This window comes from Prochlorococcus marinus str. AS9601, from assembly GCF_000015645.1.
Classification (GTDB): Bacteria; Cyanobacteriota; Cyanobacteriia; order PCC-6307; family Cyanobiaceae; genus Prochlorococcus_A; species Prochlorococcus_A marinus_O.
Window position 1 is genome coordinate 531,065 of the sequence record NC_008816.1, and the last position, 22,227, is coordinate 553,291.

A 22,227-nucleotide genomic window follows, 5' to 3' on the forward strand; every position below is an offset into this window, starting at 1 on the left:
TTGGAGAAAGTTTTTTCAAAAGAGTTTCACATTTGAAGATTATGTCAAAAAAAACCAGTAGAGAGATTGCATTAGAGAGAAGAAAGGCGATGAGTGACAGCGGTAAAAAAGCTGCTGCTTATTCTTCAACTACTCAAGATAGAGTTCGATCCTCTCAAGATATACAGATTTCTGGTACCCAGTCTTCTTCAAATAATCAAAATATTACTAAACCAGTTACAAAACATATCACAAAAACACAGGTAAGTAGAAAGTCTTCTTCAACAACTTTATCTAGTAAAGAGTTAGTAATAGAGAGAAGAAAAGCAATGTCTACTCATGGGAAATCAGCAATAACTTCATCCGATAGAACTCGTACTGATGTTAAAAAAGAAAGTCCTGTAAATACAGTTAAAACTTCCACAAGCAAAAATCAGGAAGTTCAAAACTTACATAATACAGAAGTTAAAACATCAAAACCAAGCGTTAAAAGAAGAATTAATCAAAAGAGAAAGCCTATTACTAATACAAGTAGAGATATTGTTTTGGCGAGAAGAGAAGCTCAATCCAAGCATGGTAAATCAGCAACTAAACAAAATAACAGTGCAGCTTCTTTAGCTAGAAGGGGAGACCCTGATTTAAGTAGTAGAGAGATTTCCCAGAGAGTGAGAGAGCTAAGAAGCAAAACTGGTGCCACAGGCAAAAAAGGTAATGGTAAATGTAGACCATGTGGTCCAAATAAGAATGGAGCCAAACAAAATATTGCAGATGCTAGCTGGAAAGTTAGTAAAAGTGAAACTGATTCAGGTCAAATAGTTACTGGAACACAAGCTAATAGATCTGTAAAAACTACAGGTAATGAAGCAAGTACATGCAGGACTGTAACTGGTACTCAATATATGGGATCTGAAGTAGTTGACCAATTTTGTCAAGATAGACCAAGTTATAAGCAACCACTTAGATCTACTGTTACCTCTACAACATCAGGTAATAAAGTAACTGGAAATGAAGTCGGTAGATCTGAGTGGGTCACAGGCGATGAGCCTGGGACTTGTAAAAACCTTACAGGAACTGAATATGTATCTGCTAATCAATCACAGAAGTATTGTGGTGATGTTCCAAAAAATCCTTCAAAGGTTAAACATAGTACTACAACTGATGGATTAAAAGTATCTGGATCACTTCCTGGTAGATCAACCCTGGTTACTGGAGATGAATCAGGTTCTGGACATCAGTTAACTGGAGATCAATATCTTGGCTCAGAGCCAAATCCAAAAGGTAAAGCATTTGAAAAAGTTGGCAGTTACAACACACTTAATGGGAATAATGTAACTGGTACAGGGGTAGGGAGATCAGACCATATGACAGGCAATGAACATGGGAGTTGCAAGAATGTAACTGGTGATGAGTACATAGGATCTCAACAATATGAGAAGTTTTGCGGTTCAAAACCAAAACCAGAAGCTAGAAAAGTAGGTTTAAGCCTTTCTTCAAAGTCAAATTTAATAAGCGGGACTATGACAGGAAGATCAAAAATAGTGACTGGAGATGAACCAGGTTCATGCAAAGTGCTTACAGGAACACCATACGCGGGCTTAGATCAGATAAATGATAATTGTAGTACAGAGATTTCTGAAGATATGAAATCCCGATCAACAGTTAATTCAGGAAATAATTCAAATGCCAGACTTACAGGACAACAACCAGGAATTGGCGGAGTAATGACAGGTGCTAAGAAAGGTGCTTGTAAAAACCTAACAGGAACTCCTTATGTTGGCGGAGATCAGTTCTCACAAGCTTGTGATAATCCTCCACATGATACTGCTTATGCTAATCCGGAAAAGTCAGCAGGTAACTCTTGGAGCGAATTCTCTGTTAACTCACCATCAAGAGATAAATATTCTGAAAAAAATACTCAAGGTGTTACGGGTAATGAATATGAAAATGGTTCAAAGGTAACAGGGCCTTTTGATATGGCAGTTGATAAGGTCACTGGCACTGAAAAATTTAGATTTGAACCGAATAAAAATATTACTTATAAACAAAAAATGGAAATTGAAGAGGCAGACCGTGCTGCAAAGACACCAGAAAAAAGAGTCGCATCAAGGATTACTGGCGAAGGACAATCAGTAGGAAACGTAACTGGTGATGATTGGGATCGCGGCGATAAGGTAACAGGTACAGAGGGAGCTTCTTCTAGAAAGCGAAATCCATCAAGAGCAGGATTTATGAGCGCAATGCCCCCTATGGAAGTTAAAAGAAATGAGGAAACAGAAAAACCAGATTTCTTGATAACTGGATCTAGTGGAAATACTCGTGAGGGACAACTTGTTACCTTTTCAGGTGGTGCAAGAGGTTAAGTAAATAATGCCTTTAAGAGGACTGGCTAAAGCCAAGAACTTCACATTGGGGCCAACAGCTCCATTGAAAACTTTTACTGAAAATATCCATATACAAACTAAAGAATCAAATAATTTTCGAAATTCTGGAAAGTCTCATAAATTAACCAATAATATACAAAATGAAAATCTATTTAGCTATGAAAGCAAAATAAAAAGTGATTTTGATGAAATTGTTCCAACTCTAAAGGAAATTGCTCGAATTCAACATCACGAAGATTTTATAAATAAGGCTCAGAAAATATCAAGAAAAAATTTGGGGATAGATTTACCCCTACATATTTTAGATAAATCTTGGGTTAAACCTCTTGATATGAGAGCTTTATATGCATGGTGTGCTTTCAAACAGCATGAGAAACTTAGCGATAATTTTTTTAAAAATGATCCACTTGAAGGTGCATCTGGAAGTAAGGATGCGGAAGACTTTGAAAAATTTCTTTTAGATTGTGGAATACATTTACTTGATATAACTCCTTGTTCAGATGGAAGATTAGCCCATTCAGTTGCTTATGTAATGAGAATACCTTTTAGTTCAGTAAGGAGAAGATCCCATGCTGGAGCACTTTTTGATATTGAAAATACCGTTAATCGATGGGTAAAAACTGAACATAAAAGATATAGAGAGAATGTTCCTAATGAAGCTCATAAAGATACCAGGTACTTAAAAGTTGTAACTTATCATTTTAGTTCAGTAGATCCATTGCATCAGGGATGCGCAGCTCATGGGAGTAATGACGAGTTAGCTGCAGCAGAAGGTAGAAATAAATTATATGCTTTCAAAGAGGCTGTAGAGAATAGCTTTTGCTGCGGAGCTTCTGTGGATTTAATGTTAATTGGACTTGATACAGACACTGATTCTTTAAAAATACATTTGTCAACAAGAGATGGCGGTATAGATTTAGAAAAAACTATTTCTACATTAGAAATTTATAACTCAACAATAAATTTTTCAAAAGAGGATGCGGAAAGAGAAATTTGCCAGATAATTTCTAAGCAATCTTCAAAAGATAAACTCAGTGGACTGGAAAAATTTACGTATAAATTAATTGCCAATAATATTTCTCAAATTGATTATGTTAAGAGTTTTCATAATGGTTCTTATGAAGATATTGGACATGCAGAGAGGTTTATTGGAGTAGGTATAGGTTTTAAAGAAGTACATCTAAGGAATTTAACTTATTTTGCTCATTTAGATACAGTCGAAGAAGGGGCTCCAGATTTAGATGTAGGAGTGAAGATTTTTACAGGATTAAATGTTTCTCAAGATCTACCTATTCCGGTAGTTATAAGATTTGATTACTCTGGCAAAGTACGCGGAGCAAAAGAGAGGGCAGTAAATGATTGTGAAAGAGTTAATAATGCGATATCAATTAGATATAAAAATTTAGTTGATCAAGGTTTGTTACATACTTGCTCTACTATTAGAGATAGAGACAACATTCATTCCGCCCAAATTATTGGAATGTCTTTAGATAAAAAAACAGAGGAGGCTCACTAATTATGTTAATTTGCAAGGTTGTAAAACCACTTGTTTCTACCAATAGGATTCCTGGTTTTGAACATAAACATCTGCAAGTTGTATTAGATGGTTCTTCTAGTAAAGTTGCAGTTGATGCTGTTGGCTGTAAGCCAGGAGATTGGGTTATTTGTGTCGGAAGTTCTGCTGCTAGAGAAGCTGCGGGAAGTAAATCTTATCCAAGCGATTTAACTATTGTTGGAATTATTGATCATTGGGATCCTGATAAGTCATAAAAAAGGAGGATATAAATTGTGGAAATTATGAAGGTATTAGGAAGGATGGTATGCACTCAAAGAGTCGCTGGCTTAGGTCATATGAATTTACGAATTTTAGAAAATAATAAAGGAAAGAAATTAGTTGCAGTTGATCCTGTTGGAGCTAGAGAAGGTAACTGGGTTTTTACTGCTAGTGGCTCTGCCGCAAGATTTGCATGCCCCAATCCAGAAGTTCAAACCGATTTAACAATTGGCGGTATTATTGATTATTGGGAGAGTGACTAAAAATTTTACCTTCAAAAATTTATTGAGAAACTTTGTTGAAGGTATAGTGTAATTAGTCTTGAATAAAGAATGTAATGTGGAATCAAAGAGAATCACCTTTGAGGATTGAAAAAAGATTTGAATTTGATCAATACTCAAAAATTAGTAAATTCATGGGGGAAATTGAGAAATTATGTAAAAAAAAGGATATCTATCCAAATATCAGCTTTGGTAAGAATTTTGTAAGTCTTTCAATATTTTTAGATAATAAAGAAATATCAGACAAGGAAAAAGACTTTTCAAAGGATATAGATAAATTTTATTTGGAAGATTAGTTCTTTTTAATAATTATTAGGCTTATCAATATCTCTTTTGATTAAAGCCATTAAATATGTGGGGGCTTTATATCTACCAGGTAGGCATCTATTTAAAGTTTCAAGATGACCCCAACACACTGTTTTTTCTATATCTTTAACTGAGTTGCCTTTTAAAATTAATAGTCTCAGAGCTTTGCAAAATAAAGGATAACCTGCTTCTAGTTCATCTATATTAAGCTTTGCTGCTGACATAGATCAAAGATGAATTATCAACTAATAATCTATACAACTATGGTGCACAATTGGTTTATATTTCAAATTTCTCAATAATTAGAAATTAATCTAGAAATGCGACGCAATCGATCTCAATTAAAACGCCTTTTGGTAGAGATGAAACTTCCACACAGGCCCTTGCTGGAGGATTATCTATATTAAAAAAATCACTATATATTTTATTGACAATTTGAAAATTACTTAAGTCCGTTAAGTAAATAGTTGTTTTTATTACATCCTCTATTTTGGCTCCACCAGCTTTAAGAACTTCTGCAAGATTTTTTAAAACTTGAATAGTTTCCTTCTCTATATCACCTAAACATGTTATTTCATTTAAAGCCGGGTCTATAGCAATTTGACCAGAACAATAGATAAAATCCCCAGCTTTTATTGCTTGATTATAAGGTCCTACTGGATCTGGAGCATTTGATGTTTTAATTACTTGTTTTGAGGACATTTGTTTAGGAAGATACCTATCTATTTAAACCCATAAATCTTTATTTGCTCTTAAAAAAGTAAATTCTTCTAAATTTTTTGCTCTTAAGAAAAGGTTTATTTTCATCTCTTCATCTAGTAAAAATGGAATTGTCAATTCGTTAAGTGAAAGTTTTTTTTCAACTTCCGAAAGTTTATTTTTTATATCTTGATCTTTTGGCTTTAGATTCAATGCCCACAATATATTTGCCTTTGTATATTCATGTGCACAATATATGAGAGTATTTTTTGGTAAAGATTTGATTCTTTCTAGTGAAGAATACATTTGTTGATAAGTTCCCTCAAAAATTCTTCCACATCCTCCAGAAAACAATGTGTCACCAATAAAAAGAACAGGATTTTCCCCATTCAAAAAGAAGGCAATATGTGAGCTTGTATGTCCTAATACTTCAATTATTTTTACTTCTTCCCCTAAAATGTTTAAAGTTTCTCCATCTTCAACAGATACATTTTGAAAAGGGATTCGCTTTTTTTCTTTGGAGGAAGCAATCACCTTTACATTTGGCCATTTTTCAATAAGAGACTTCGTCCCTCCAATATGGTCTGAATGATGATGAGTTTGCAAAATAGCTTCTAAGTGAAAATTGTTTTCATTTATATATCTAATAACTGGTTCGTGTACAGATGGATCTATAACTACAACGGATTTATCTTTTGCCATCAACCATATGACGTTATCACTTAAAACTCTAAGTCCGATTATATTTCGAGCTTTATTAAATTCCATTGTTAAATTAGAATGAAGAATCCTTGGAAGAAATTGATCTATGATTACTATAGCTTTACCAAAAGGAGCTCTGTTAAAAGATTCAATTTCAACTTTTAAAAAAGCTGGGTTAGATTTCTCTAATGCGTTGGAAGAAAATAATAGATCATTAACCTTTGAATCAAATTGCAAACGGGCAAAAGCTCTATTAGTAAGAAATGGAGATGTTCCTGTTTATGTAAGTTATGGTCAGGCTGATTTGGGTATTGTTGGGTATGACGTTTTACGAGAATCTGAATTAAAAGTCGCAAAATTATTAGATTTAGGATTTGGGGGTTGTCATATGTCGTTGGCGGTTAAGAAAAATAGCAATTATTTAAAACCAACCGATCTTCCAGCGAATTGTAAAGTAGCAAGTAAATTTATAAAAACAGCAAGATCTTATTTTGAAGAATTAAATATTCCTGTAGAAATAGTACATTTGACGGGATCAGTAGAGCTTGGTCCTATTACAGGTATGGCAGAGGCAATAGTTGATTTGGTGGCAACCGGAAAGACTCTCAAAGAGAATGGTTTAATTAAAATAGATGATCTTTATTACTCGACTGCAAGACTAATTGGAAATCCTTTATCGATGAGGTTAGATGATAATCATCTCAGAGATACAATTTTATCAATAGAATCAACTAATGCTTTATAGAAGATTAGCTAAATGTTTTTTAAAGATTTTAGAAGGATTAAAAAGTTAGGTAAATATTTAACAAAAGATAAAAAAACAATCTATCTAATCTTGATAGTTTTGTTACCTGTTTCTTTTTCTGGAGCTATTCAACCATTATTAGTTGGACAAGCAATTACTATTCTAAAGAAAGAAACTACAGATGTTTGGCTAAGTAAAACTTTCTTTGGGCAGTCGATAAATGCCATTATCGTAACTTTATTTATAACTGTTTTATTCAGATTAGTTCTGCAGGGATACCAAACTTACAATATCCAAGCAGTTGGACAACGTTTGACAGCAAGAATAAGAAGAGAACTTTTTGATCATTCAATATCTTTATCTCTTAAGTATCACGATAAAATGCCTGTGGGGAAATTATTAACAAGATTAACAAATGATGTTGATGCTTTAGCCGAGGTTTTTGGTAGTGGGGCAGTAGGAGTCATTGCTGACTTCGTTAGTCTGATAGTAATTTCTTTGACAATGCTGTCAATTGATCGGGGGCTTGCCATTTTATTACTTTTGACTCAAATCCCAGTTTCATATTTTATTATCTGGCTTCAAAAACGTTACAGAAGAGCCAATTATCAAGTAAGGGAAGAATTGTCTCAACTAAACTCTGATTTTCAAGAGAATCTTCAAGGTTTAGAAGTCGTTCAGATGTTCAGAAGAGAGGCTTTTAATAGCAAGAAATTTTCCAAAACTGGAGATGCTTATAAGAAAGCAGTTAATGGAACAATATTTTATGACAGTAGTATTTCAGCGTTTATAGAATGGATCTCTCTTGCTGCAGTTTCCTTGGTTTTGGCAGTTGGAGGATATCTTGTTACTTCTGGAAATATTGGTTTAGGAACATTAACAACTTTTATTTTATATTCCCAAAGACTTTTTGAACCTTTAAGGCAGCTTGCAGAAAGATTTACTCAAATACAAGGAGGTTTAACAGCTGTAGAAAGAATAAACGAATTATTGGACGAAGAAATACAGATTAAGGACTCTGCTTCCGCAAAACATTTTTTAGAAAATGCTAAAAATGTAAATAAAAAATTTAAGGGCAAAATTGAGTTCAAAAATGTTAATTTTTTCTACAACGAAGGAGAACACATTATAAAGAATTTATCTTTCAAGATTAACCCTGGAGAGCATGTTGCTTTTGTAGGTCCAACTGGTTCAGGTAAGACAACCATAATAAGACTATTGTGTAGATTGTATGAACCTCAATCGGGTCAAATTTTAATCGATGATATAGATATCAAAGATATTCCTATTGCAACTCTTAGAAATATGTTGGGAGTAGTTTTGCAAGATACCTTTATCTTTAGTGGAAATGTCGCAGATAATTTAAAACTGAATTCGAATCTAGACAATTTTGTATTAGAAAATCTTTGTTACGAATTAGGGTTAGATAATTTGCTAAAAAAATTACCAGAAGGTTTGAACACCTCACTAAGAGAAAGAGGGGGAAATCTCTCTTCTGGAGAGAGACAACTTCTTTCCGTAGCTCGAGTAGCGATTAGAAATCCTGTTGTTTTAATAATGGACGAAGCAACAGCGTTTATGGATCCCTCAACAGAAGCTACTTTGCAGAAAGATCTTGAGAGAATTCTGTCAAAAAGAACAGCATTAGTAATAGCTCATAGATTAGCAACTATTGAAAGTTCTGATAAGATTTTAGTCTTGAAAGGGGGATCATTAGTTGAGGAGGGAACGCATAGTGAATTAAGACTTAAAAAGGGTTTATATTTTCAGCTCTCTGAGCTTCAACAAAAGGGATTCGTGAATTTTTAATGATTTTTAGAAACCAAGGATCGTTAATAAAAAAATCAAACAGTATATCAAAGGATGAGCTGATAGATCTCTATGGTTTAAATTCTTATGAGTTCACTCAAACAACTAAAGAAGAAATATTTGTATGTAGTAAAAATAAAGATTTAGATCTAATAGAACTAGATCAACTTTTGCAAACTGTTGGTTGGAGCAGAAGGCCAATAAGGAGAGTAAAAAGAGCTTTAGATTACAGTATTTTGGTGGTTGGGTTATGGCGTCATGATGATAAATTTCCCAGACTAGTTGGATTTGCAAGATGCACTGGCGATGGAATTCTAGAAGCAACAGTTTGGGATGTGGCTATTAACCCTGTCTATCAAGGACTTGGATTGGGGAAAGAGATAATGAGATATGTCCTAAAAGAATTGAAAAATATTGGCATTTCTAAAGTAACCCTTTTTGCTGATGCTGAAGTGGTTTCATTTTACAAAAGACAAGGTTGGATTTTAGAACCTAGAGGGTCGAAATGTGCTTTTTGGTATGCAAATTAATCATTTTTTGTAGTAGTCAGAATATATAGATTTTAACGATTCGCCTTTTAACCATCTTCTTCTAAAGTGCCAGTTCTTAATTGCTTGGAGAAAAATATTAGTTCTTTCCCATTTCCTTGAACTTATAAAAATAGGAAAATTTAATTGTTTTAAATCTTTTTTTTTGTTTAATCTCATTAAAAAATCTACATCTTCCATCAAAGGTATATTTCTAAATCCATTATTCTTAAAATAGATCGTTCTATGAATTATTAAACCTTGATCACCATACGGTTGTTTAAAAAATTTACTTCTAATATTTACGAGAATTTCGAGAACTCTATAAATTATATTTTTGTGATTAATTTTGAATTCAAAATAGTAAATAATATTCTTGTTTCCCTTTAAAAATGAGTTTATTTTTTTAAACCAATCATGAGTTAATCTTGTGTCTGCATGTAAAAATATGAGCCACTCTCCTTTTGAATTTTTAGCTCCAATATCTAATTGTAAACCTCGATTCCTTTCTTTGGATATAAATACTTTTGCTCCATAAATATTTGCTATATCGATAGTTTTATCTTCACTTCCAGAATCAACAATTATGATTTCGCCCTCTTCCTGAATACTTGACAAGTCTGAAAGCAATAATGGCAAATTACTAGCTTCATTAATAGTTGGAATGATAATTGAAATTTTTGACAAGTCGATTATTTTCTATTTTCAATATCAATAATTGTATCTATATCTATTTTTTTATCTAGAAACTTGTATTTTAATTTTTTAGAAGCAAAATTATCAATTGTATTTTGAAGAACATTTTCTGTTCCCCACTTTATGTTGATAAAAGGTAAATATGAATGTGATAACATTATTTTTTCTGATAAACCGATAAGCCAATATCCTCCATCGTTAGATGGTCCTAAAATAAGATCATTATGTTGAAGCTCTTTTAGAGTATTCAATAGATCTTGATGGCATAAATCTGGAAGGTCAGTACCAATAAAAATAATATTTTTGATCTTATGCTTTGCACAAAATTTTTTGTTGATAGTTATTTGCCGTTTCATTTTTTCTCCCAAGCAGCCTTTCCCCTGCAAATTAAATTTTTTGATGCCTAATTCTCTAGACCATTTTCTACAATTTCCTACTCCCAAACCAGTTATGGCAATAGAAATATCAAGCAGTTTATTTTCTTGAAGAAATTTTGCAACTGAAATAGTGTGTTTGGTCATTACACTTTGTATTTTCGCCGAATTACTTTTACCTATATCTTTTGATAATCTTGTTTTGCATCTTCCAAAACCATGCCATTTCGCCATGATAATAAGTAATGCTTTATCCAATAATTTAGAGAAATTTAAAATAATTATATGCCTATTAAAAAATATAAAATTTATTTTTATAAATTTAGTCGATACTTTGTTAAATAATTTTAAATTTGTCGTGATCTTGTGATTTGATAATGGCCAATTATTAAATTCCAACTAGATTGATAATCTAGAGAATAAAACTTTGCAAGCAACTAATCCTATTTGGGCGGAAGTTCAACAATCACTCCAAAAAACTTTAAGTAAGCCTTCATTTGAGACATGGATAAGGCCTGCTAAGTTTAATTGTTTTGAAAATGGCTTATTAACTTTAATCGCCCCAAATACATTTTCTAGTGATTGGTTGAGAAAGAATTATTGTGAAACTATTGAAAAAGCTGCGAAGGAAATCTGCGGTCATGATGTAAAAGTTGTTTTTAAATCTGAAACGAATACCAGCAGCGATTTATCAAATGAAGATAAAGCTAACGAAAAGAATGTTCATCATAAAACAAGATCTTTTTCTAGTAATAACCAAAATAATTCTTCAAAAAATCAATTCAAAAATCCTAATGGTTTAAATTTACGCTACGTCTTTAAAAGATTTGTTGTAGGTCCAAATAGTAGGTTGGCTCATGCCGCAGCTTTAGCCGTTGCCGAATCTCCTGGGAGAGAATTCAATCCATTATTTATTTGTGGAGGAGTAGGCCTTGGTAAGACTCATTTAATGCAAGCAATAGGTCATTATCGAGTAGAAATAGATCCAGAAGCAAAAGTTAAATATGTATCTACAGAGACTTTTACAAATGATGTTATTAGTGGTATTCGAAGAGATGGAATGACAGCTATACGAGATAAATATAGAAATGTAGATTTGATTTTAATAGATGATATACAGTTCTTAGAAGGCAAAGAGTATACACAGGAAGAATTCTTTCATACTTTTAACGCACTTCACGAATCAGGAAGTCAAATAGTTATTGCAAGTGACAGACCACCAAATCAGTTGTCGGGAATTCAAGAGAGATTAATTTCTAGGTTCTCAATGGGTATGACCGCAGATATTCAACCACCTGACCTTGAGACGAGGACAGCCATCCTTCAAAAAAAGGCAGAACAAGAGAGGATGAGTCTTCCAAGAGATTTAATTCAATTTATAGCAGGAAGATTCACTTCGAATATTCGAGAATTGGAAGGAGCATTTACTAGAGCTGTTGCATTTGCATCAATAACAGGCTTGCCAATGACAGTTCAATCAATTGCTCCAATGCTTGATCCTAATAGTGTTGGTGTAGTCGTTACTCCAAAACAAGTTATTAATAAAGTGTCAGATTTCTTTAAAGTTTCTACTGATGAATTGATCAGTTCAAGTAGGAGAAAACCAGTAAGTCAAGCTAGACAAATAGGTATGTATCTTATGAGACATGGTACGGATCTAAGCCTACCAAGAATTGGAGATGAGTTTGGGGGTAAGGACCATACAACAGTTATGTATGCTATTGAACAAGTTGAAAAAAAGTTATCTATTGATCCAAATATTGCAAGTCAAGTTCAAAAAATAAGAGATTTACTTCAAATAGATTCGAGAAAAAATTTATAGTTTTACTTATAACTAGAAATGAAATTTATTGGATCTTGATCATATCGATGCCTAAAAGGTATCTTATCTATTTCATTGATGTTACTAAGCGATTCAATTTTATTTAATGATTGCCTTAATAACCTTGCTGAAATAATTGGCATATCTCTTGGAACTGAGATTCTGTTTTTTAAGTATCTTAGAGAGATTCCTGAAAGTTTTTTAGGGATTAATACTTCACCTGTGATCATATGGCTCAAAGCTGATCTCAATGATTCGTCAAAGGATTCTTTATTGTATGGATTTACCTTTAGTAAATTGTCTTTATGCTTTATCACTCTTTTAAGAGCAATTGTTGCATAATATTTTGACTCATAATTTTGGTTTAATTCATAATTACCTAAACCCTCCCCAGTATCTATTAGTTTAGAGAAAGTAATCTGTTGTTCATTGCTTTCTTTATAGCATCCTCCCATTTGTGGAGGTAAATCATGAGAATGAGTATGAAAATCTCCTTGAGTGCCTCTATAAGCACTTGTCCCCTCAAAAAGGGTAAGCCAGTTATCTACATGACGATAATTAGATCTTAAATTAAACCCTTTGTAATAAATAAGTGATGCATTCATTCTCTCCATATAGGGAATAAAAATTATATCTCCAACACCAGGCTCTAAATCACCCGTGTTAGAAACTGATGGATCAACAAACCCTGATTTTGAGCTACTTAAGATTTCATCGAGTTTAGAAATGGATTCTTTAAATCTTTTTTTTCTAAAAGAGTTATCTATAAAATTAAAGCTTTCTCGGCAGAGCCAATCACACCAGGATCTGAAAATTTCTCTTTCTAACTCTCGAATTTTGATGAGGTGACTAGATGTTATAAAAGATCCAAGTGCTCCAAATTCATTTTCTAAAAAAGCTATGATATCGTCGCTTTCAGTGATAACTTGCTCTTTAAATTCAATTGCAGGTAATTTCCCCGATCTGACTTTTTCAAGGAACCAACTTTCTTTTTGGCCGTAGCAAAACATATTTATTTTCTTGACTCTGTATGGAATTTTCTTAAATTCAAGCCATAACCATATCTTCTGACAGTAAGGACACCAAGAATGCCTATCCCTATAAAGGGTAACTAATACATCATTTTCACTATGCCCAAATAATCTTAAATTTGCGTAGGAATTATTTATACCATTGACTCTATCAAGATCTTCGACTTCAAATTTATTTAAATCATCCCATGTCAAAATCCCATTCATTATTTGAATTAAAGCTATAAACTAACGTTATAATAATTGATTAAAAAAAGTCTTGGAATTTGAATTTGATTTAATTGTTGTTGGCGCTGGATCTGGAGGACTCGCAGCGGCTAAACGTGCGGCTAGTTATGGAGCAAAAGTCGCAATCATAGAAGCAAATCAAATAGGAGGAACTTGTGTGATAAGGGGATGTGTGCCCAAGAAATTAATGGTTTATGCAGCTAAAAGTAAAAAAAATATGGATTCTTCTGAAGGATATGGATTAAAAAATGAAGGTATTAATTTTGAATCAAATATTTTGTTGAAGAATGTTAGAGAGGAGGTTTCTAGATTAAGTAATTTACATAGAAGTTCTTTAAAAAAGTTGAATATAACTATTTTTGAAGGCTTAGGAAGATTTATTACTCAAAATGAATTAGAAATTATTTGTTCAAACACAAAGAAAATTAAAAATAAAATAAGTTCAAAAAAAATTCTTATTTCAGTTGGAGGTAAACCAAAGAAATTAAATATTCCTGGGGTTGATTTGGCATGGACTAGTGATGATATATTTGAATTAGAAAAGTTTCCTAAATCAATATTAATAGTAGGAGGGGGATATATTGCTTGTGAATTTGCTTCTATTTTCAGGAATTTAGGTACTGAAGTAACTCAATTAATTAGAGGTCAACATTTACTTAATGGTTTTGATGAGGATCTTTCTTCATGCCTAGAGGAATCACCTACTTTTGCTGATATCAATATAATCCCCAATACTCAATTAAATTCTATCAAAAAAGTAAATGGAAATCTGGAATCTACCTTAGACTCGGGAGATAAACTCCTAACTAATAATATTCTTATTGCTACAGGAAGAGAACCAAATCTTTTGCCTTTAAATTTAGATTTTTTAAATCTAAAGATGGATGGCCAATATTTAGATGTCGATGAACTTAATCAAACAAGCAACGCAAATATTTTTGCAGTTGGCGATATTATAAATAAGCCAAACTTAACTCCAGTAGCAATAGAACAAGGGAGAGTTTTTTCGGATAATTTTTTTAATGACCAAAAAAGAAAAGTGAATTATGAATATATCCCTAAGGCCGTTTTTACTATTCCAGAAATTTCAACAGTTGGCTTAAGTGAGAAAAGAGCTAAAGAGATTTACTCTGAAAAAAATATAAAAATTTTCAAATGCAAATTTACCCCTATGTCTAATACCTTTAAAAAGAATAAATCAAAATGTATGTTGAAGATTGTAGTTCATAAGCTAACTGACAAAGTCCTAGGATGTCATATGTTTGGAGAAACATCGTCTGAGATTATTCAAATGGTATCAATTTCATTAAATGCAGGGATAACAAAAAAAGACTTTGATATTACTATGGCTTTGCATCCAACTATCTCAGAAGAATTTGTGACTATGTATGGATAAAATTATGAATTAGAAAATTTTAATTTTTCTTGAAGAATCAGAAATGTTATAAGTAATGCAAAGTAAATAAATAAACCTATCCTTAATTCAGAAAGGAAGTTAAATTCATTCAGGAAAAGTATCTTATCGAGAATGTAGAAAATATAAAGATTAAGCAAAATAAATCCTTCAATTCTTGTGATTTTCCCTTTGCTCCAGAAAATTGGTAAGCATGCAAAGGTAGTTAAAACCATAAAAGGTAAGTCAACTTTTATTAGACTCTGTTCAATTACTAAACCTTTAAATCCTGAAAAAATACTGCAACTTCCAAGGATTAAAAGTTGATTTAGTAAATTACTTCCTATTACATTCCCAATTGCAAGATCTGTTTTGCCTTTAAATGCAGCAATTATTGAAGTTACTAATTCTGGTAAAGATGTCCCAGTGGCGACGATAGTTAAACCAATAACAATTTCATTTACACCCAAAAGAGTAGCAAGCGTTTGAGAACCATTTACTAAAATATTTGAACCAAAGCTTAAAAGAAATATTCCCAATATTAACTTTAGTAAAATATTAAGCTTCCCTTTATGGTTATCTTTTAATTCTTCTATCTCAGGTTCAGCGTCTTTTGTCTCCTCTCCTTTCTCATTCATAGTATTTATTTCCCATATTGTATTTAAGATTAAACAAAATATTAGAAATACCCCTGCTTGCAATGTTAATAAGCCTGTTGATGACATGGCCCAAACTGCACAAGAAATTGCCATTAAAAGAGGCACATCTCTTCTTACTATTCTGCTTTTTACCTTAAGAGGTGTTATCAATGAGCTTATGCCCAAAACAATGAGAACATTAAAAATATTGCTTCCAATTACATTGCTTGCCGCAAGCGAATCACTGCCTTTTAAAATTGAACTCAAACTTACCAACAACTCAGGAGAGCTTGTCCCTAGAGAAACAACTGTCAAACCAATTACTATTTGAGGTATTCCTAAAATTAAAGATAAAAATATGGCTCCTTGAATAAAAAACTCCCCTCCAGAAAAAAGTAGAACTATGCCTAAAACTATTTCTATTATTGGAAATAAAAAATCATTCATATTTAGGGTTTTTATTTAGATAATAAAAATTTTCTTAATTGGTTAATAACTATCCTCGAATATCTATAATTGATTGTCAATTTTAATTTGCTGTTAAAATTGATTAAATAGAAAAAATCTTGAAGACTTTAAACATAATAAAACCTGATGATTGGCATTTACATTTAAGAGAAGGTCTTGTATTAAAAAATATTATTCAGTTTACTTCGGAATATTTTGGAAGAGCGATTGTCATGCCAAATACAAAAAGTCCCATAACATCAATCAATAGAGCTATTTCTTATAGAAAATCTATTGTTGAAGCGTTACCAGAAAGTTCCAAGTTTGAACCATTAATGACAATTTATCTTACAGATGAGACTGATAAACGGGAACTAATTAATGGTTTTAAAAATAATGTTTTTTTTGCAGCTAAATTATATCCTGCTAATGCCACAACAAATTCCAGTCATGGAGTTAGGAAAATAGAAAATTTATATAAGATCTTTGAATTAATGCAAGATTCTGGAATGCCTCTTTTAATTCATGGAGAAGTGACTGATTCTGAAGTAGATGTATTCGATAGAGAAGAAGTTTTTATAGATAAAGAACTTTCTCAAATAACCAAAAGATTTCCAAAATTAAAAATCGTTCTAGAACATATAACCACCTCTTATGCAGTGGATTTTGTTCAAGAAAATAATATTGGGGCTACTATCACTCCGCATCATTTGCATATAAATAGAAATGCAATGTTTTTTGGAGGCTTAAATAGTGATTTTTACTGCTTACCAGTTGCTAAGAGGGAAAATAATAGACTCGCTTTAAGAAAAGCGGCAACAAGTGGGAAAAAATGTTTTTTCTTGGGGACTGACTCTGCTCCACACCTTAGGAAGTGGAAGGCTTTTTGTGGATGTGCAGGCATTTTTAATTCGCCAGTAGCATTAGAAAGCTATTTAACAGTTTTCGAAGAGGAGGATGCTTTAGATAATTTTGAAAAGTTTGCAAGTTTGAATGGCCCTAATTTTTATAATGTTCCCCCAAACAAAGAGAAATTAAAATTAGTTTCTAGACCTTATAAAATTAAAGAATATATTGATGTTGTTGAAGAAAAAAATATTGTCGGACAAATAAAACCATTTCATGCAGGTGAAACTTTACAATGGCAAGTAGAAGGAATAGCAAATTAAAAAATTATATTTAATCTGACAATTAAAAGTGTAAATATTCCAATTTTTCTTGGTTAAATGGGTTACTTTCAGCTACGATTAGAAAGCGCAAATTCCTTTGGGAGTGTGGCGGAATTGGTAGACGCGCCGGACTTAAAATCCGTCGAGCGATTTAGCTCGTGGGGGTTCAAGTCCCCCCACTCCCATTATTTAATTATTTATTTTTAGTTCTGACGATAACTTTCAATAGTTGTTATGTTTTAACTAATCAACCATAAATTAAAATGGAAAGTTTTTTCAATAATACATTTGCTACTTTAATTGCTTATATCGGAATTATTTTTACCTATTTATTGGTTATCCCATTGTTACTATTTTACTGGATGAATAATAGATGGAATATTATGGGCAAATTTGAAAGATTAGGAATTTATGGCCTTGTATTTCTTTTCTTTCCAGGTTTAATTTTATTTTCTCCATTTTTAAATCTCAGACTAAAAGGAAGTGGTAAAGGGTAAATAATTGACTAAAGGAAAAGTTATACAAATAGGTTTATTTATTTCATTAATAGGATTAATTAGTTATAAATTTGCACCGCAAATTGGTATCGATAATTTTACAGCGACTACTTTATCGAGTTGCATCTTGATTTTGATTGTTATTACTTGGGTAACATCTTATGTTTATAGAGTTGTGAATGGGAAAATGACTTTTATGGAACAAAGGAAGCGTTATAGAAAAGAGTACGAAAAAGTTGTTAATGATAAACTAGAAACCAAATTCAATTCATTGTCAAAGGAAGAGCAGCAAAAACTTATGGAAGATTTAGAGAAAAATCCATAAATTTTTCATAGAAAAATATCTAAAAATTATGAAAGATAACAAAATGCAAATTAATAAAAATGAATCTTTATCTAAGGTAGATGAAATGTTTAGTGAGTTAAAAAATAAAAAAAAATTTGCTTTAATGCCTTTTATAATGGCTGGGGATCCCAATATTGAAATAACGTCTGAGATATTATTAAAGTTACAAGAAAATGGAGCTGACCTTGTTGAATTAGGCATCCCGTATAGTGACCCACTTGCAGATGGTCCTGTTATTCAATTGGCGGCCTCTCGCGCCTTAAAGTCAGGTACTAGCTTAAGAAAAGTAATTAAACTTTTAGAGTCTTTAAAAGGTAAATTAAATATTCCCATCATCCTTTTTTCTTACTTGAATCCATTACTATGTTTTGGCTTTGAAAGGTTTTGTGAGATGGCATCTGATGCTGGAGTTTCTGGACTAATAGTTCCTGACCTCCCTTTGGAGGAAGCTTATAAATTTTCTAAAATAGTTAGTCACCATTCTATGGACTTAATTTTATTAGTAGCGCCAACTACTCCTTTTGAAAGAATGAAACAAATATCAAATCATACAAAAGGCTTTACTTATTTAGTAAGTGTTACGGGTGTCACTGGTGAGAGAAATAAAATGGAAAATAGAGTAGAAAATCTTATTGCTAAATTAAAAGATGTAAATAGCAATCCAATTGCTGTTGGTTTTGGAATATCAACTCCAGAACACGTTAATAAAGTTCGTGAGTGGGGAGCAGATGGAGTAATTATTGGGAGTGCATTTGTAAAAAGAATCTCGAGCTTAGGTGAAAAGGATGTTGTCGATCACGTTGGTGAGTTTTGTAAAGAAATGCGTTTAGCTGCGGATCAAAAAAAATAAATACAAATATAATTTATTAATTAAAAGAATTATTTATAGAAAATTAATTAAAATTTTATAACCAATTTATTTTTTTTATCTTTAAGATTCTTCTGTAGGTAACAATCTGATTTGTTTTCTTCCTAGCTTTATTTCGAATTCATCACCTGCTTTTAAATCAAGAAGTGCTGTATATGCTTTCCCAATCAGAAGATTTCCATTGCCTTGAACTGTAGCAATATAACTAAGTTTTCTTCCTCCTTTTCCAATACCTGCAACTCCGGAATCACCAAGATTAACCCCTTTTGCTTCTAAAAGTGCTTCATAAAATGCGGTAAAGTTTAAGCGCTCACCTCCGTTTTTCTTAGTGGAAACATATCCACAGGCGCGAACTAGGTCAGATTTGCTAACATCACCAAGTTCTTTAACTTTTGCAAGGAGATCGCTACCAGTTAGCATAATTAATTTAAAAGAAAGTTGTATTAAATAACATAGCAATCTGCGTGTAATATATGCAATTATTAAGTATCTATTCTTTTTATTATTTATATTTAAAAATGGAAAAGTTTGTAGTTTTTGGAAGATACTGTGAAGATGCAATTATAAAAAGGGAACCATTTCGAGAACATCATCTTAAGAGACTTAAAAACTTAAAAGATAGCGATATTTTAGTTACATTAGGGCCAACAAAATGTACCAAATATTTGTTTGGAATTTTTAATGCTAATGATGTAAATGAGTTGAAAGATCTCATTGAGGAGGATATATATTGGGAAAAAGGTATATGGATTAATTATGATATTTATCCCTGGATTCAAGTATTTTAAATATGATTTACGAAAAAATTTAGTAATTATTAGCTATTTATTAAAAGAATTAATTTAACTTAAAAATACATAATGTTTTTGTTTAAATAATTCAATTATTTATCTTATTTATGAATTAAAACGATATTTATATAAACGTTAGTTTTAAGAGGTTATATCATTTTTAATTCAAAATATATTATTTTAAATAATATTTATTTACTAGTATCTTGATTTATCTGGTTTACTAATGAGTCGATATCTAATTGATTATATGGTGGTGTTTGTTTTGTTTCTAGATAATCGTTCTTGATATTGTTTAACCATTTTTGCTCAATCTTTATAAGATTTTTTGCAATATTGAACATGCCGCCTTTTTTATATAATTCTTTAATTTTGAGAATAATCTCGGAGGTTCTACTCGATTTAATATTTAATTCATTTGCTAAGTCTTTTTGGGTAAATCCATGCGTTTTTAACCAATCTTTAATAAAGGAGACGAGTTCTTTTTCTTCCTGTATAGATAATTTACTCATTCAATAAAAAGGAAATAACTTATTAAGCTTATTCTCTGCTCTTGCTCTTATTGAAGGAGTCATGTATTTGCTCCATATACTGAGTACTGCTGTGAGGGCTACAAAATCATCACTAAAACCAACTAAAGGCATAAAGTCAGGGAAAAGATCAAATGGCATAATCAAATATGCTAAAGCAGCCATTAATGAAACTCTCACTTGTGCAGGAGTATAAGGATCTAGTGCCATCTCCAAAACTTCTAGGGCAGGCTTGGCAATTGTTCTTCCCGCTTTAATAAGAATCTTGATAATGATATTTTCATCAAATGTTGAACTTTCTAAAACTTCAGCATCATAGATTTTTTCTTGAGTTTTGTAATTCTCTTTCATCCTTATAAATGAAATTTAAATATTTTTAATGGAATTTTTAGCTAATACTATCAACTAATCCATTCTGAATACCTGCTTTTCTAAGTTTTCTTAAAGCACGTTGAACAACTTGTCGGCAATATTCCCTGCTACAACTCATATGTCTTGCAACTTCAGCTAAAGTTCTCCATTCATTTGAGCCGTCTAAACCAAATCTTAAGCTTACTATCTTTCTTTCTTTCTCAGTTAAATTTGCTTTATCTAATAACTTCCAGGCCGAGGCTGTCCTTTCGGCTAATTCGGCTAACTCCATTGGGGGAGTTTGATCACTTGGAAGAATATCAACTAACTCGGAAGGATCTGATTTTGATTTAACGGTACCTTGGAGACTAACAGTGATGCTTCTCAATTCACAAGAAAGGAGTTCGTCAACTTCCTCTTTGGTTATTTTCATTTCTTCAGCTAGCTCATCACTAGTAGGTGGAATACCCTTAAGTTGCATAAGCTTTGATTTTGCTGATCTTAGTTTTGTAAGTTTTTCATTAATGTTAACAGGGATCCTTATCGTTCTACTTTGAGTTGACAATGCTCTATTTAAACCTTGCCTAATCCACCAATAAGCATAGGTGGAAAATCTATGTCCTCTAGACGGATCATATTTTTCTACGGCCCTTGTAAGACCTAATGTACCCTCCTGAATTAAGTCCAGTAATTCTAATCCTTTCCCTTGGTATCTCTTGGCGAGGTTGACAACTAGTCTTAAGTTGGCTGTTATCATCTCGTTTTTAGCTTTTTCACCAATTTTTATCTTTTTTCTCTCTGCTTCGGAGTATTCACAAGCCGGACCTTTCCCTCCTGCCTCTTGACATCTATTAACAAGTACAACCATCTCTTGGACTTTTCTGCCCATTGTGAGTTCTCTTTCGGGAGTCAAAAGTTGATGACGACCTATTTCACCAAGAAAATCGCTTAATGAACTCACGATTTACCTCTTTGTCAATATATTTAACTTATAGTCAATTCAGTAATAAGCCATACATGTAATAATTAATTAATAATTAATTAATAATTATTAATTAGTTAATCAACATTATTTTTTAAACTTTTAGGTTAAAAAAATTAAAAATTAAAAATGAAAAATTATAAATTTTAATTTTTTAATTTTTTCTTCTTGATTCCAGAATAGCAAGTACATCTCTCCACTCAACCCCTTTATGCATAAGGGCAACTTGCAGATGATAAATCAAATCAGCAGCTTCATTTGAGATTGATTTTTTATCATTATCTTTGCAAGCCATTATAAACTCTGCAGATTCCTCTCCTATTTTTTTCAAAATAGTATTACTACCTTTTGTTAATAAATGATTTGTGTAACTTTTTTCTGATGGATTTATTGATCTTTCGATAATTGTATTGAATAATTCAGAGCAAATATTTGAGAAGGGAGTTGTTTTTTTCTCTTTTTTATCACTTTGATTTATTTTGATTTCGTTAAAAAAACAACTTTTTTCACCAGTGTGACATGCTCCTGAACCATTTTGTTCAATCAAAAGGATTAGTGCATCATTATCGCAGTCGAATCTTATCTCCTTCAGTATTTGGGTACTTCCACTTGTAGCTCCTTTTCTCCAAATTTCGGATCTTGATCTACTCCAATAATGAACGTTTTTGGTTTCTAGTGTCATTGTCAAAGATTCTTTGTTCATCCAAGCAAGCATAAGAATTGATCCGTCAAGCCAATCTTGTGCTATTGCAGGGATTAATCCATAATTATCAAAGCGTAGATCCTCTATCGAAAAATTAGCTGAATAAGTCATTATGTTCGTTATGTAATCCTACTCAATGTGTTTTATTAAAAATTATC

Annotated in this window: 27 protein-coding genes and 1 tRNA gene; 16 read left to right on the forward strand and 12 right to left on the reverse strand. The window is 32.0% G+C overall.

Annotated elements, in window-relative coordinates; all coding sequences use genetic code 11:
• Positions 1-41 precede the first annotated feature (41 nt).
• The 5 genes from csoS2 (at position 42) to A9601_RS12090 (ending at position 4,711) form a co-directional block, all read left to right on the forward strand.
• A complete protein-coding gene (csoS2, locus tag A9601_RS12070) occupies positions 42-2,339 on the forward strand; it encodes a carboxysome assembly protein CsoS2 (RefSeq protein ID WP_011818057.1) in 2,298 nt (765 codons plus the stop codon).
• 7 nt (positions 2,340-2,346) lie between these two features.
• On the forward strand, positions 2,347-3,876 hold the full coding sequence (locus A9601_RS12075) for a carboxysome shell carbonic anhydrase (RefSeq protein ID WP_011818058.1): 1,530 nt from the start codon (positions 2,347-2,349) through the stop codon (positions 3,874-3,876).
• Positions 3,877-3,878: 2 nt separating this feature from the next.
• Entirely contained in the window at positions 3,879-4,130 is a 252-nt protein-coding gene (locus A9601_RS12080) for a carboxysome peptide A (RefSeq protein ID WP_011818059.1), read from the forward strand.
• Positions 4,131-4,148: 18 nt separating this feature from the next.
• Positions 4,149-4,397: a carboxysome peptide B gene (locus tag A9601_RS12085; RefSeq protein ID WP_011376112.1), complete on the forward strand. Its 249-nt coding sequence runs from the start codon at positions 4,149-4,151 to the stop codon at positions 4,395-4,397.
• Positions 4,398-4,471: 74 nt separating this feature from the next.
• On the forward strand, positions 4,472-4,711 hold the full coding sequence (locus tag A9601_RS12090) for a 4a-hydroxytetrahydrobiopterin dehydratase (protein WP_011818060.1): 240 nt from the start codon (positions 4,472-4,474) through the stop codon (positions 4,709-4,711).
• A gap of 6 nt (positions 4,712-4,717) precedes the next feature.
• Here the strand turns inward: A9601_RS12090 and A9601_RS12095 are convergent, their stop codons facing one another.
• The 3 genes from A9601_RS12095 to gloB form a co-directional block, all read right to left on the reverse strand.
• Positions 4,718-4,945 carry a DUF3136 domain-containing protein gene (locus tag A9601_RS12095; protein WP_011818061.1) on the reverse strand — a complete coding sequence of 76 codons (228 nt, stop codon included), beginning with the start codon at positions 4,943-4,945 and terminating at the stop codon, positions 4,718-4,720.
• A gap of 85 nt (positions 4,946-5,030) precedes the next feature.
• Positions 5,031-5,423, reverse strand: coding sequence for a Rid family detoxifying hydrolase (locus tag A9601_RS12100; RefSeq protein ID WP_011818062.1), 393 nt, complete (start codon positions 5,421-5,423; stop codon positions 5,031-5,033).
• Positions 5,424-5,447: 24 nt separating this feature from the next.
• A complete protein-coding gene (gene gloB, locus A9601_RS12105) occupies positions 5,448-6,188 on the reverse strand; it encodes a hydroxyacylglutathione hydrolase (protein ID WP_041484519.1) in 741 nt (246 codons plus the stop codon).
• Positions 6,189-6,228: 40 nt separating this feature from the next.
• Here gloB and hisG point away from each other — a divergent pair, with 40 nt between their 5' ends.
• Genes hisG through A9601_RS12120 form a run of 3 tightly spaced genes read left to right on the forward strand, consistent with a single transcriptional unit; the run spans position 6,229 to position 9,206 of the window.
• On the forward strand, positions 6,229-6,867 hold the full coding sequence (gene hisG, locus A9601_RS12110; protein ID WP_011818064.1) for an ATP phosphoribosyltransferase: 639 nt from the start codon (positions 6,229-6,231) through the stop codon (positions 6,865-6,867).
• A 12-nt stretch (positions 6,868-6,879) separates the two neighbouring features.
• Positions 6,880-8,676 (forward strand): ABC transporter ATP-binding protein, encoded by a 1,797-nt coding sequence (locus A9601_RS12115; RefSeq protein ID WP_011818065.1) that lies wholly within the window; start codon positions 6,880-6,882, stop codon positions 8,674-8,676.
• Positions 8,676-9,206 (forward strand): GNAT family N-acetyltransferase, encoded by a 531-nt coding sequence (locus tag A9601_RS12120; protein WP_011818066.1) that lies wholly within the window; start codon positions 8,676-8,678, stop codon positions 9,204-9,206. The genes A9601_RS12115 and A9601_RS12120 overlap by 1 nt, the downstream gene beginning before the upstream one ends.
• Here A9601_RS12120 and A9601_RS12125 read toward each other — a convergent pair whose 3' ends face one another.
• Positions 9,207-9,890 (reverse strand): TIGR04283 family arsenosugar biosynthesis glycosyltransferase, encoded by a 684-nt coding sequence (locus A9601_RS12125; RefSeq protein ID WP_011818067.1) that lies wholly within the window; start codon positions 9,888-9,890, stop codon positions 9,207-9,209.
• Between the two features lie 5 nt (positions 9,891-9,895).
• Positions 9,896-10,507, reverse strand: coding sequence for a TIGR04282 family arsenosugar biosynthesis glycosyltransferase (locus A9601_RS12130; protein WP_011818068.1), 612 nt, complete (start codon positions 10,505-10,507; stop codon positions 9,896-9,898).
• Between the two features lie 193 nt (positions 10,508-10,700).
• Between A9601_RS12130 and dnaA the strand changes: the two genes are divergently transcribed.
• A complete protein-coding gene (dnaA, locus tag A9601_RS12135) occupies positions 10,701-12,095 on the forward strand; it encodes a chromosomal replication initiator protein DnaA (RefSeq protein ID WP_011818069.1) in 1,395 nt (464 codons plus the stop codon).
• Positions 12,096-12,097: 2 nt separating this feature from the next.
• Here dnaA and A9601_RS12140 read toward each other — a convergent pair whose 3' ends face one another.
• Positions 12,098-13,333 carry a glutathione S-transferase gene (locus tag A9601_RS12140; RefSeq protein WP_011818070.1) on the reverse strand — a complete coding sequence of 412 codons (1,236 nt, stop codon included), beginning with the start codon at positions 13,331-13,333 and terminating at the stop codon, positions 12,098-12,100.
• A 52-nt stretch (positions 13,334-13,385) separates the two neighbouring features.
• Here A9601_RS12140 and gorA point away from each other — a divergent pair, with 52 nt between their 5' ends.
• A complete protein-coding gene (gene gorA, locus A9601_RS12145; protein ID WP_011818071.1) occupies positions 13,386-14,750 on the forward strand; it encodes a glutathione-disulfide reductase in 1,365 nt (454 codons plus the stop codon).
• Positions 14,751-14,752: 2 nt separating this feature from the next.
• Here gorA and A9601_RS12150 read toward each other — a convergent pair whose 3' ends face one another.
• Positions 14,753-15,832, reverse strand: a complete 1,080-nt coding sequence (locus A9601_RS12150; protein WP_011818072.1) for a calcium/sodium antiporter — start codon at positions 15,830-15,832, stop codon at positions 14,753-14,755.
• A gap of 119 nt (positions 15,833-15,951) precedes the next feature.
• Between A9601_RS12150 and pyrC the strand changes: the two genes are divergently transcribed.
• The 5 genes from pyrC to trpA all read left to right on the forward strand — a co-directional run bounded on the left by pyrC (position 15,952) and on the right by trpA (position 18,694).
• Positions 15,952-17,001, forward strand: a complete 1,050-nt coding sequence (gene pyrC, locus A9601_RS12155) for a dihydroorotase (protein ID WP_011818073.1) — start codon at positions 15,952-15,954, stop codon at positions 16,999-17,001.
• A gap of 99 nt (positions 17,002-17,100) precedes the next feature.
• Positions 17,101-17,186, forward strand: a tRNA-Leu gene (locus tag A9601_RS12160).
• Positions 17,187-17,264: 78 nt separating this feature from the next.
• Positions 17,265-17,498: an NAD(P)H-quinone oxidoreductase subunit L gene (locus tag A9601_RS12165; protein ID WP_011818074.1), complete on the forward strand. Its 234-nt coding sequence runs from the start codon at positions 17,265-17,267 to the stop codon at positions 17,496-17,498.
• 4 nt (positions 17,499-17,502) lie between these two features.
• Complete coding sequence (locus tag A9601_RS12170) at positions 17,503-17,823, forward strand: DUF3007 family protein (protein WP_011818075.1); 321 nt, start codon at positions 17,503-17,505, stop codon at positions 17,821-17,823.
• A gap of 28 nt (positions 17,824-17,851) precedes the next feature.
• Positions 17,852-18,694 (forward strand): tryptophan synthase subunit alpha, encoded by an 843-nt coding sequence (trpA, locus tag A9601_RS12175; RefSeq protein WP_041484521.1) that lies wholly within the window; start codon positions 17,852-17,854, stop codon positions 18,692-18,694.
• An 81-nt stretch (positions 18,695-18,775) separates the two neighbouring features.
• Here the strand turns inward: trpA and A9601_RS12180 are convergent, their stop codons facing one another.
• Positions 18,776-19,132, reverse strand: coding sequence for an AbrB family transcriptional regulator (locus A9601_RS12180; RefSeq protein WP_011818077.1), 357 nt, complete (start codon positions 19,130-19,132; stop codon positions 18,776-18,778).
• A gap of 98 nt (positions 19,133-19,230) precedes the next feature.
• On the opposite strand from A9601_RS12180, the gene A9601_RS12185 reads away from it, so the two are divergent.
• Positions 19,231-19,500, forward strand: coding sequence for a YciI family protein (locus A9601_RS12185; protein WP_011818078.1), 270 nt, complete (start codon positions 19,231-19,233; stop codon positions 19,498-19,500).
• A 194-nt stretch (positions 19,501-19,694) separates the two neighbouring features.
• Here the strand turns inward: A9601_RS12185 and A9601_RS12190 are convergent, their stop codons facing one another.
• The 4 genes from A9601_RS12190 to hisIE all read right to left on the reverse strand — a co-directional run bounded on the left by A9601_RS12190 (position 19,695) and on the right by hisIE (position 22,180).
• Entirely contained in the window at positions 19,695-20,015 is a 321-nt protein-coding gene (locus A9601_RS12190) for a hypothetical protein (protein WP_011818079.1), read from the reverse strand.
• Positions 20,016-20,384 (reverse strand): YkvA family protein, encoded by a 369-nt coding sequence (locus tag A9601_RS12195; RefSeq protein ID WP_011818080.1) that lies wholly within the window; start codon positions 20,382-20,384, stop codon positions 20,016-20,018.
• A gap of 37 nt (positions 20,385-20,421) precedes the next feature.
• Complete coding sequence (locus A9601_RS12200; RefSeq protein ID WP_011818081.1) at positions 20,422-21,345, reverse strand: sigma-70 family RNA polymerase sigma factor; 924 nt, start codon at positions 21,343-21,345, stop codon at positions 20,422-20,424.
• A gap of 175 nt (positions 21,346-21,520) precedes the next feature.
• Positions 21,521-22,180, reverse strand: coding sequence for a bifunctional phosphoribosyl-AMP cyclohydrolase/phosphoribosyl-ATP diphosphatase HisIE (gene hisIE, locus A9601_RS12205; protein ID WP_011818082.1), 660 nt, complete (start codon positions 22,178-22,180; stop codon positions 21,521-21,523).
• Between the last annotated feature and the right edge of the window lie 47 nt (positions 22,181-22,227).